Source organism: Lutibacter sp., assembly GCF_041555395.1.
Classification (GTDB): domain Bacteria; phylum Bacteroidota; class Bacteroidia; order Flavobacteriales; family Flavobacteriaceae; genus Lutibacter.
Genome location: NZ_JBFFKM010000067.1, coordinates 1 through 10540, shown reverse-complemented (window position 1 = coordinate 10540; position 10540 = coordinate 1). Strand labels below are relative to the sequence as shown.

9 protein-coding genes are annotated in these 10540 nt (G+C 33.2%); 8 read left to right on the top strand and 1 reads right to left on the bottom strand.

Annotation, left to right across the window (positions count from 1 at the left end; translation table 11 throughout):
* Nucleotides 1-452 (bottom strand): beta-ketoacyl synthase N-terminal-like domain-containing protein (locus ABY285_RS11225; RefSeq protein ID WP_372770092.1); only part of this gene is annotated, 452 nt, incomplete at its 3' end.
* A gap of 175 nt (nt 453-627) precedes the next feature.
* Between ABY285_RS11225 and ABY285_RS11220 the strand changes: the two genes are divergently transcribed.
* The 8 genes from ABY285_RS11220 (at nt 628) to ABY285_RS11185 (ending at nt 10256) form a co-directional block, all read left to right on the top strand.
* Nucleotides 628-1287, top strand: coding sequence for a transglutaminase family protein (locus ABY285_RS11220; protein ID WP_372770090.1), 660 nt, complete (start codon nt 628-630; stop codon nt 1285-1287).
* Entirely contained in the window at nt 1287-1856 is a 570-nt protein-coding gene (locus ABY285_RS11215; protein ID WP_372770088.1) for a TetR/AcrR family transcriptional regulator, read from the top strand. Before ABY285_RS11220 ends, ABY285_RS11215 begins: the two co-directional genes overlap by 1 nt.
* A 247-nt stretch (nt 1857-2103) precedes the next feature.
* The gene (locus tag ABY285_RS11210) at nt 2104-2715 is read left to right on the top strand and encodes a peptidylprolyl isomerase (protein WP_372770086.1); all 612 of its coding nucleotides are present in this window, start codon (nt 2104-2106) and stop codon (nt 2713-2715) included.
* 15 nt (nt 2716-2730) lie between these two features.
* Nucleotides 2731-4905: an acylase gene (locus ABY285_RS11205; RefSeq protein ID WP_372770084.1), complete on the top strand. Its 2175-nt coding sequence runs from the start codon at nt 2731-2733 to the stop codon at nt 4903-4905.
* A 134-nt stretch (nt 4906-5039) separates the two neighbouring features.
* Complete coding sequence (locus ABY285_RS11200; RefSeq protein ID WP_372770082.1) at nt 5040-5834, top strand: cation transporter; 795 nt, start codon at nt 5040-5042, stop codon at nt 5832-5834.
* 88 nt (nt 5835-5922) lie between these two features.
* A complete protein-coding gene (locus tag ABY285_RS11195; RefSeq protein WP_372770080.1) occupies nt 5923-7803 on the top strand; it encodes a mechanosensitive ion channel family protein in 1881 nt (626 codons plus the stop codon).
* Between the two features lie 350 nt (nt 7804-8153).
* The gene (locus tag ABY285_RS11190; protein WP_372770078.1) at nt 8154-8600 is read left to right on the top strand and encodes a KTSC domain-containing protein; all 447 of its coding nucleotides are present in this window, start codon (nt 8154-8156) and stop codon (nt 8598-8600) included.
* Nucleotides 8601-9896: 1296 nt separating this feature from the next.
* Nucleotides 9897-10256, top strand: a complete 360-nt coding sequence (locus ABY285_RS11185; RefSeq protein ID WP_372770076.1) for a hypothetical protein — start codon at nt 9897-9899, stop codon at nt 10254-10256.
* Nucleotides 10257-10540: the final 284 nt, after the last annotated feature.

Here is a 10540-nt window from a genome sequence, read left to right as displayed (position 1 = left end):
TCAGCAGAAATACCTTGCGGAACAAATTTACCAAAAGCTGCATCGGGTTCCATGACCCAGGCAGAACCATCAATACCCATTGGCACACGCGACATAGATTCAACACCTCCTGCAATAATTAAATTGGACCATCCCGATTTTACCATGGCGGCAGCTTGATTGATGGCTTCTAAGCCTGATGCGCAATATCTATTAATGGAGAGTGCCGATAAATGGTCTCCGTAATTTGAACATTGCGCTGCAACTTTCGCAACATTTCCGCCTTGTTCTCCAGCCTGTGTAACGCAGCCTAAAATCAAATCCTCCACCAAAGTGGTATCCAGACCATTTCTTTCTTTTAATGCTTTTAATAAGGTGGTTACAAGCTGAACCGGACTTACCTGTGATAAAGCCCCTGTTTTTTTTCCTATGCCTCTGGGCGTTCGGACTGAATCATAAATGTACGCTTCCATTTTTGCTTTTTAAATTACTGTGTGGTTACATGAATTATAAAATTTTTGTGACCGTGTGGTTACAAATATAGATAAAAACTTTATTCTAAGTTATTTAATTAATTTTTTCTTTTTTGATTTTAATAAATTTATTCCATAATATTGCATGTTACTCCAAAGTAACATTTTAGTGAATATGTCGAAAAAATATACAGAGCCTACTTTTCATTTTGACTTTTTAAATGAAAAGATACAAAATATCCTCACTTCTTTAAAAGGAAAAGAAACTTTATCAGATAAAGAATTTGCAATTAAAGCTTATTTATATGTAAGAGATACCTGGTCTTACAATCCGTATCGATTCAGTTTAATTAATGAAGACTGGAAAGTTTCAGAAATAATTACGCATAAAAACGGTCATTGTTTGGATAAGGCAGTTATTTTGATTTCCATACTTAGGGCCGCAAAAATTCCTGCCCGTTTGGGATTGGCAAAAGTGAGAAATCATATTGCCATTGATGATATTATTGAAAAATTTGGTTCAGATGTATTGGTGCCGCATGGATATGTAGAAATTTTTTTAAATGATAAATGGGTAAAAGCAACGCCAGCATTCAATAAGGAATTATGTGAACTATTAAATGTAAAAACACTTGAATTTGACGGAGAACAAGATTCTTTATTTCAAGAATTTGATCAAACCGGTGATCACGTGTTTATGGAATATTTAGAAGATTATGGAACTTTTAATGAAGTTCCCCTCCCTTTTATGCACCAATTAATGACCGAACATTATCCACCATTTCAAAAAAATAATATACAATTGGGGTGTGTTTTAAATCTAAAGGATTTATAATGAAGAAAGACAGAGCTGCTACAGAAGATAAAATTTACCATGCCTTTTTGGCTATCTTAAAAGCAAAAGGACCTCAAGGAATGGGCATCAACGCCATTGCCAAAGAAGCCGGTGTGTCAAAAGGGCTTATTTACCGTTATTTTGGCGGCATGAAAGGTTTGTTACTTCAATTTGCGCAAAAAGGCGATTTTTTTAAAGCATTGCTCACCATTGATGAAAATATTGACAGTATAGAAAATTTAAAAAATTTCACCCGGAAAGGAACTAAAGAAATCAGGGAAAATATTTTAGCGCAAGAGCTATTACGATGGCAATTACTGGAAAATAATGAAAATACAAAAGAGCTATTTAAGTTTGTAAATACCCGACTTGGAAAAACATTTAAAACAAATGAAAAAGAAACCTCTTTAAATTATGCTTTCCAATTAATGCTTGGCGGTTATGTGTATTTTACATTGCTTTCCAAATTTAATAAAACGTTTATCACCACAGATTTAACTTCAGAAAAAACCTGGGAAAACTTTGATGATGCTATTGAGAAAACATTAGAGTTATATAAGAAAATATAAATCAAAGCAATTCAATGGTAAGGCCTAAAAACAAAAAAGCATTACAATTGCCTGTAACTCTTTTTTGATTCTACTCTTGGGCTCGAACCAAGGCCCCACTGATTAACTGAAAATCTGCAAATAAATTTTATTGCCAATACTCTTTTTCTTAAATACCAAGACAGTAAGAATTCCTTTTTTTTTGCAGGTAATTTATGTAGATTTGGATGGGTTGTTTAACAGGTGGAATTATTTAAATAATTGATAAATGAAAAAACTTTTATTGTTGCTTGTGTTGTTTGCTTCTATTTCATGTTCAACTTTAAAAAAAGAAGTAAAAACATATCAAGCAGGCCAAATAATAACTTCAAAAGGAGAAATCCTATTTTGGTTGTCAGATAAAACGCCGCTTCACAAGGCAAGTTTTATAAAGTTGGCAAATGCCAATTATTGGGATTCTTTAACTTTTAATCGCGTGATCAAGAACTTTGTGATTCAGGGGGGCTGTCCTGATACACCTGAAGGATTTGGTGATTCTCCCTATTTGCTAAAACCCGAATTCAATGATAGTCTTAAGCATGTATATGGTGCCGTTGGAGCCGGGCGTGATGACAACCCTGAAAAATTATCAGCCAGTTGTCAGTTTTACATCGTTAATAACAAAAATGGCATTCCCCGGCTCGATGGAGATTATACAATTTTTGGACAAGTATTTAAAGGTTTCGATGTTTTAGAAGCTATTTCTTCGGTTGAAACGGATTCCCTGGATACCCCTTTAACAAATTTAAAGCTTGACGTTACCATCATTTCACTGACAGAAAAAGAACTCAACGAATATGGGTATGACTTTAAATCTACCATAAATTTAAATGAAAAATAAAAATAGAACTACCTAATGAAAAAACTGATCCTAATTTTATTGCTTATTATTTCAAGTTGCAATCAGCAAGAAATTTCAACAGAACAAACACGATGGAAAGAACACGCGGCAAATACTGAAATTATCAGGGATGATTTTGGCGTGCCTCATATTTATGGAAAAACAGATGCGGATGCCGTATTTGGACTACTTTATGCACAATGTGAAGATGATTTTAACCGTGTTGAACATAATTATATTTGGGCAATTGGGCGTCTTGCCGAAGTTGAAGGTGAACAGGCGATTTATAGTGATCTTAGGGCGAGATTATTTATGACCAAAGAAGAAGCCATCGCCAATTATGAAAAAAGTCCTGATTGGTTAAAAAAGTTATGTGATGCTTTTGCTGATGGCATCAATTATTATTTATACACGCATCCTGATGTTAAACCTAAATTATTGACTCATTTTGAACCTTGGATGCCCATGTATTTTAGTGAAGGCTCTATTGGAGGGGATATTGAAAACATATCTACGCAAAACATCAAATCCTTTTATGAAGAAAAATCTTCAAATACTGCACAAGTCTATGATGGTTTACTTAGACTTAATGATGAGGAACCCAGAGGGTCAAATGGATTTGCAATTTCGGGAAAGTTAACAAAATCCGGTAAAGCTATGCTACTCATTAATCCACATACTTCCTTTTACTTCCGCGGAGAAGTACACGTGATCAGTGAAGAAGGTCTCAATGCATATGGCGCTGTAACTTGGGGACAATTTTTTGTATATCAAGGATTTAATGAAAAAACCGGGTGGATGCACACTTCAACCCATACCGATTTTATGGACGAGTTTAAAGAAAAAATTGTAAAAACAGAAAATGGGTATAACTATATTTATGGTGATGAACAAAGACCTGTTAAAACCATTGAAGTTGCCTTGAAATATGCTGATGGTGAAGTTCAAAAAGAGAAAAAATTCACCATGTTCAGAACGCATCATGGGCCCATTACAAATGTTATTGACAGTACTTGGGTTGCTTCGGCAATGATGTGGGATCCTGTGAATGCATTAATTCAATCTTTCACCAGAACAAAACTAAATAATACCAAAGAATTTAGAGAAATGATGACTATGCGAACGAATTCATCCAACAACACGGTATATGCTGATGCTGGTGGAAATATTGCCTATTATCACGGCGATTTTATTCCAAAACGAGACACCATATTCGACTATTCCAAACCGGTAGACGGAAGCAACCCCGCTACTGACTGGAAAGGATTGCATACGGTAGATGAAATTATCACCGTTTTGAACCCCGCTAATGGCTGGATTCAAAATTGCAATTCCACCCCTTTTACAAGTGCGGGAGAAAATAGTCCAAAAGTTAAGGACTATCCAAAATACATGTCTGTAAATGAAGAGAATTTTCGCGGTGTTCATGCCATTCGATTATTAGAAAAAGCGAAGGATTTAACCCTTGATAAACTTATTGAAACTGCTTATGATCCTTATTTACCAGCATTTGAGGTTTTAATACCAGGTTTAATTGCCGCTTATGACAAATCATCCAATTCCGATCAACAGTTAAAAGAAGCCATCAATGTTTTAAGAAATTGGGATTTTGCGGTTTCCAAAAAATCAGTAGCCATGTCATTGGCCCACTTTTATGGCTTACGATATTTAAAAGAAGGTAAAACGCCTGATGGATTAACATTTATGGGTAAAATCACCTATTTTGGTACTAAATCTCCCCTAAAAGAACGTCTTGAGATCTTCAACAAAACAATTGCGCAACTTTCGGAAGATTTTGGATCGTGGAAGACTCCCTGGGGTGACATTAACCGTTACCAGAGAATTAATGGAGAAATCATTCAGCCTTTTAATGATCACATGGAAAGCATCCCTGTAGGCATGGCATCCGGACAATGGGGAGCACTGGCATCTTTTGGAGCCAGGTCTTATGATGGTACCAAAAAGATTTATGGCACTTCCGGAAATAGTTTTGTTGCCGTTGTTGAATTTGGTGATAAGGTTAAAGCCAAATCTCTTTTAGCCGGAGGTCAAAGCGGCCATCCTGATTCTCCTCATTTCAGTGATCAATCACAACGATATGCTGATGTTAAATTTAAAGACGTTGCTTATTACCGTGAGGATGTTGAAAAAAGCGCTGAAAAAAAATACCATCCGGGTGATAAAAAATAATTAAGACGCCATTTTTTAAATTGTTAAATAGATGAATAACTAAAATCTACGGTTATCCGGAAATCATTAGTGATAAACAATTATATTTGTTTGGATGTAACAAGTAGCAGCCAATGCCGAAAAAAACTAACTAATTGGAGAAAACTACATTTGAAATTAAGAAAATGGATTGTCCTTCAGAGGAAAATCTAATCCGAATGAAATTGGACGGGATTTCAGGTATAAAAAATCTTGATTTCGATATTCCGAATCGAAAATTAACTGTTTTTCACAAAGGACAAATTGACCAAATCGAAAAATCAGTTTACGAATTAAATTTAGGTGGAAAAAAAATAGCTACAGAGAAAACTGAACAAATTGATTTTGAAGAACATTCAAACCAAAAAAAGTTACTTTGGACCGTTTTGGCTATAAATTTTCTATTTTTCATAATCGAAATAATTAGTGGGTTGATTTCAAACTCAATGGGACTTGTGGCCGATAGCTTAGATATGTTGGCTGACTCTTTTGTATACGGAATTAGCCTTTTAGCAGTTGGAGGAACATTAATTAGAAAGAAAAAAATAGCCAAACTTGCTGGATATTTTCAAATTATACTTGCAGTAATTGGATTTTCGGAAATTTTAAGACGTTTTTTAGGAGAAGAGCTGCTTCCTGATTTTTCGACAATGATTATCGTTTCGGCTTTTGCTTTAGCAGCGAATGGAATTTGTTTGTATTTAATGCAAAAGTCAAAGAGTAAAGATGAGGCACATATGAAAGCAAGTATGATTTTCACTTCAAACGATGTGATTATCAATTTAGGCGTAATTTCAGCCGGCGTTTTGGTAAATTGGTTGAACTCTGGAAAACCCGATTTGATTATTGGAACAATCGTTTTTGTTTTGGTAATTCAAGGAGCCATGAGGATATTGAACCTAAGTAAATAAAAAACACCGGCAGCAACACTGAATATAATTTATGCTTACATTTAAACTAAATATTAACCAACGAACATTCAACAAACGATTTGTTAAGATGAGAAAAATATTCATAAAAATACTTTCGATGCTTCTGCTGTCATACGGCATTACATCTTATGGACAGATCGATACTTTGTCACAAATAAATGACTCTATAAATATTACTGTTCTGCAAGATTATAATCAAAAACTTGCAGGAGTTGAAAAGCAAAGAATTGCTGATTCGATTAGAAAGGCCGAATTAGAATCACAATTAATGAAGCTTAAAACTACAGACAATCTTCAAAAAGAAGATTTGCTAAAACAGCTGAAAACAATTGAAGAAAACAAGAAAAACAGATTAGCTGATAAAAAAACGCGGATTGATTCTTTACGAAATACAGCTAAAGGTTATCCAGTATTGGGCGTAATGAAAGACACGCTGTTTTTTATCTACTCAAAAATTGGTGCTTCTACCCCAAAAGAAAGAGCAATAAATATAAGCAGGAAAATTGAAAAGTTATATGAAGATGATTTTTTAAAAACAGATTCAATTTCTGTTATAAATTCGGAAAACACCTATGATATTGTTTATGGTGAAATCATTATAATAAGTATTTCAGAAAACGATGCAATATGGTACGGAAAAAGTATGCCTGAGCTGGCTGATAACTTTAAGGAAATCATAAAAAAATCGATAATTGAGGCAAAAAGCGAGAATAATTGGTTAAAGATTCTTGCAAGGATAGGTTTAGTTTTACTTGTTATTGCTATTGCATGGTTCATTATTTGGTTAATGAGCAAAAGTTATTCGAAACTCTTGCTTACCATAAATTCAAAAAAAGACACATGGCTTAAGGATTTATCATACAAGGATTATACTTTTATGACAGCCGACCAGGAAATGCAGGTTCTTCTCTTTTTAATTAAGATATTCCGATGGTTTGTTTATGCGATTCTGCTTTATATTACTTTACCCATTATTTTCAGCATCTTCCCATTTTCACGCGATTGGGCCAATGCATTGTTTCATCTTATTTGGTCGCCATTTAAAGGTGTTTTGGTTGCAATTTGGGAATATCTTCCAAACCTTTTCAGCATTCTTGTTATTTACTTTGTAATGAAGTATGTAATTCGGTTTGTAAGGTATATTTTTCAAGAAATCGAAGCGGAAAAACTTAAAATATCAGGCTTTCATTCCGATTGGGCAATGCCGACATACAGTATCGTCAAATTTCTTCTTTATGCATTCGTGTTTGTTCTGATTTTCCCTTATTTGCCGGGCTCCAACTCAAATATTTTTAAGGGAGTTTCTGTTTTTATTGGCGTTCTCTTTTCATTAGGTTCATCCTCAGCAATTGCAAATATGGTAGCAGGGTTGGTTATTACTTATATGCGGCCATTTAAAATTGGCGACCGTATTAAAATTGGAGAAGTAACTGGTGATGTGGTTGAAAAGACTCTTTTAGTTACAAGGGTTAGGACAATTAAAAATGAAGTTATTACAATCCCAAATTCATCTGTTCTAACAGGAAGTACAACAAATTACAGTATTGAAGCAAAGGAAAAGGGGTTAATCATTCACACCACTTTAACTATTGGATATGATGTGCCCTGGAAAGATATGCACCATGCATTAATTGATGCAGCTTTAAGAACAGATAGTATTCTTGATGAACCGAAGCCGTTTGTTTTACAAACGAGCCTTGATGATTTTTATGTGTCATACCAGATTAACGCCTATACACGTGAGGCAAGTAAACAAGCATTCATATATTCAAATCTACATCAGAATATTCAAGATGTTTGTAACGAGCGGGGTATTGAAATTCTTTCACCACATTACCGTGCTGCAAGGGATGGAAATATGACAACAATTCCATCTGATTATTTGCCAAAAGATTATAAAGCGCCTAATTTTAATTTAAAAATTGAAAAAGATAAGGATGCCTTGTAATATTTCAGGCACATTGCCAGAACCGCACATGCCAATTCAATAAACCAAAACTTTGTTAAAGAGCCTGAAAAACACCAAATGAAGAAAAGAAATTTTGAAAACGCCCCCTAGATCAATCTATTTAATGATCTGCATACTATAACTTTAGCGTATCGTGTCACAGCAATGCTCTTATTTATGGCGCTTCTGTGTTACATCAGCGTGTATTTTATAAATGAGTATCATTGTTCAACGGAAATTAATAAAACGAAATCAAATTCAAACTGGTGTACTCAATTTTAAAAATGAAAAGTTTTCTTCATAATTCAGATAATATGAATACTTTTGCGCACTAATTTGAAAAACAGCACATGAAGCGTATCAATGAATACAAGAAACTTTTTAAGATAGAAGGATCTATTGATTTGAAAGAATTAAAAACTACTTACAGACAACTGGTAAAAGAATGGCATCCCGATAAATTTCAGGACCAAGAAAAAAAGAAAGAGGCAGGCGAAGTTAGTGTAAAAATTATTGATGGTTATCATTTTCTGGTAAGTATCGCTCCAGATACAAAAGAAACTCATTTAGAAGAATACGTTGCTACAACAATTCAATCACCCGTTGCAGATTTCCGTCATAAAAGCCTGCTATTGGAGGTTACTTTTGCAGATGGGAATACGTACGAATATTTTGGCGTGAATCAAAGACTGTTTAACAAATTCGTTAATAGCAAATCGTTAAATAATTTTGGAAAAAGAAATATTTTCAATTCTTTCCTTTACAGAAAGTTGAAGAAAGCGTCAGTAATGGCCTAACTCAGAATTTCATAAGGGAAAAGAAGTATGCTAAAGAAAGTTTATGAAAGCCCTACCAAGTGTGTAAATAGAAAATTTGTTGTTTGCATTTTATATCTAAGAAAATTTCATTGACCAAAAAGTTCAAATAAAATAATCCCCAAAAGTACGGTAACTATAATCACTAAAATAATAGCATGGCCCTTTTCCATAATATACTTTAATTTAAATTTAATTTTGAGTGATGGAATTCCTCAAAATTTGTTACCAAATTATAAAGGAAATAAAATCATAGATTTTTAAAATAGCTACTGCCCACTTGAAAAAAGCAGGAAAAATAAGTTAGAAATATATAAAGTTGATGAATTGGATATTTAACAAGTTTTATAATTAAGGGGTTATTCATTTAAAAATATTTTTAATTACTTTAACACTACATATCCGATCATGGCCATTGAACAGCCAGCGGTAAACACCACTACAATAAGTAAAAAAATAATTTGTATTTTTTTCATAGAAGCAAATTTGGGTTGTTTATAATTTCATTTTACTAAAAGCCAATTAACAAATTATCATCATTTATATAACCGGCTGTTTTTTTATATTTAAAGATCCTTTAATGGTTATATTTCCTGAATAAAACTTACTGTTTTTTAATTTTTATTAGGATACTCACATGGCTTCGCCCTGCTAAGTCACCTTTTAATGAACTTTAATTCGCTTATAAAACCCTATTACAATTCTTTTACTGCACTTTTCGGATATTCCCCTTATAACTTTTACAAAAAATAAAAGCTTTTAAATTTGATTAATTACTTTTTTTCATTGCTTGGTTTTTCATACAAAACACACAACAATCCCTATTTTAGATGACCCCATAAAGTTTAACCCATCAAAAGTAATTTTAAAAAGAAAAAGGTCCTTACGGGTTTCCGTAAGTGTGTGTTTTTTAGGTTAAAAATTTCACGGCTTCGCCCTGCTAAGTCACATTAATGCTCACCTATTTTTGATTTTAAGGGTCGTCAACATGAGTGTGAAATACACATCGTTTATTTCTCTTTAAATCCTTGGCAACCTAAAATAATTGTTACTGCAAGAATAATAGTATAATTAATCGTTTTTTTCATCGCAATAATATTTGGTTTAAAATCGAATTTTCATAATTAATCACAACGGTTTAGAGCATGTGTACGTCTTCAAACTAAATTGGACTTTTCCTAAGAGAGTGTTCTGTTAAATAATTCAATATAGGCATCATTTCTGACCGAAAATAATTTTGCCAAAATCTATAGTGTCAATATAGTAAAGATTGAAAGAATGTCAGGTGTAAAAGTCATTCACGGAGCGGAGGAAGAGGAAATACCAGAATCAGGCAAAGTGATTTCAGAAAATTATGACAATACAGATTTTGTAAAAAAAATAAAATATCGCGATTTTACCCATTTGATAACTATAGATTTTGATAAACACCAAAATAAAACTCGTGAGACAAGATTTCCTCTCGATAATCTGACTTATAAATCAATTACTGCATATCACGAAAATGGGAAAATAAGCGAGAGCGGATTTTATGGTAGCAGATTAAAAAAAGACGGAGTTTGGACATGTTTCGACGAACAAGGAAAATTGACCAAAACGGAAATTTACGAAAATGGTAAACTAATCAGTACAGAATAAATACGTGTGCTAACACCTCATAAAATTTATGCTTACATTTAAACTAAATAACAAACCGACAAACATTCAACAAACGATTTGCTTCGTCCGAAAAATCTCAGATTTTCCAGTCGCACAAATCATATTCAAACTCGTTAGTCACAATTAAAAAGAATGAACACAATAAAACTAGAAACTACAAATAGTTTTATTTATTACTGAATAATAACAAAATGATTATAGAACAAGAGCAAAAATTTAAAGAAGTACTTTCTAAAATAGAAGGAAATATTAATGAACAAAGT

Bases quoted from the DNA above. Each gene is read 5' to 3' on its own strand.
- ABY285_RS11220 (WP_372770090.1), top strand. From the start codon at position 628: ATGTCGAAAAAATATACAGAGCCTACTTTTCATTTTGACTTTTTAAAT.
- ABY285_RS11215 (WP_372770088.1), top strand. From the start codon at position 1,287: ATGAAGAAAGACAGAGCTGCTACAGAAGATAAAATTTACCATGCCTTT.
- ABY285_RS11210 (WP_372770086.1), top strand. From the start codon at position 2,104: ATGAAAAAACTTTTATTGTTGCTTGTGTTGTTTGCTTCTATTTCATGT.
- ABY285_RS11205 (WP_372770084.1), top strand. From the start codon at position 2,731: ATGAAAAAACTGATCCTAATTTTATTGCTTATTATTTCAAGTTGCAAT.
- ABY285_RS11195 (WP_372770080.1), top strand. From the start codon at position 5,923: ATGAGAAAAATATTCATAAAAATACTTTCGATGCTTCTGCTGTCATAC.
- ABY285_RS11190 (WP_372770078.1), top strand. From the start codon at position 8,154: ATGAAGCGTATCAATGAATACAAGAAACTTTTTAAGATAGAAGGATCT.
- ABY285_RS11185 (WP_372770076.1), top strand. From the start codon at position 9,897: ATGTCAGGTGTAAAAGTCATTCACGGAGCGGAGGAAGAGGAAATACCA.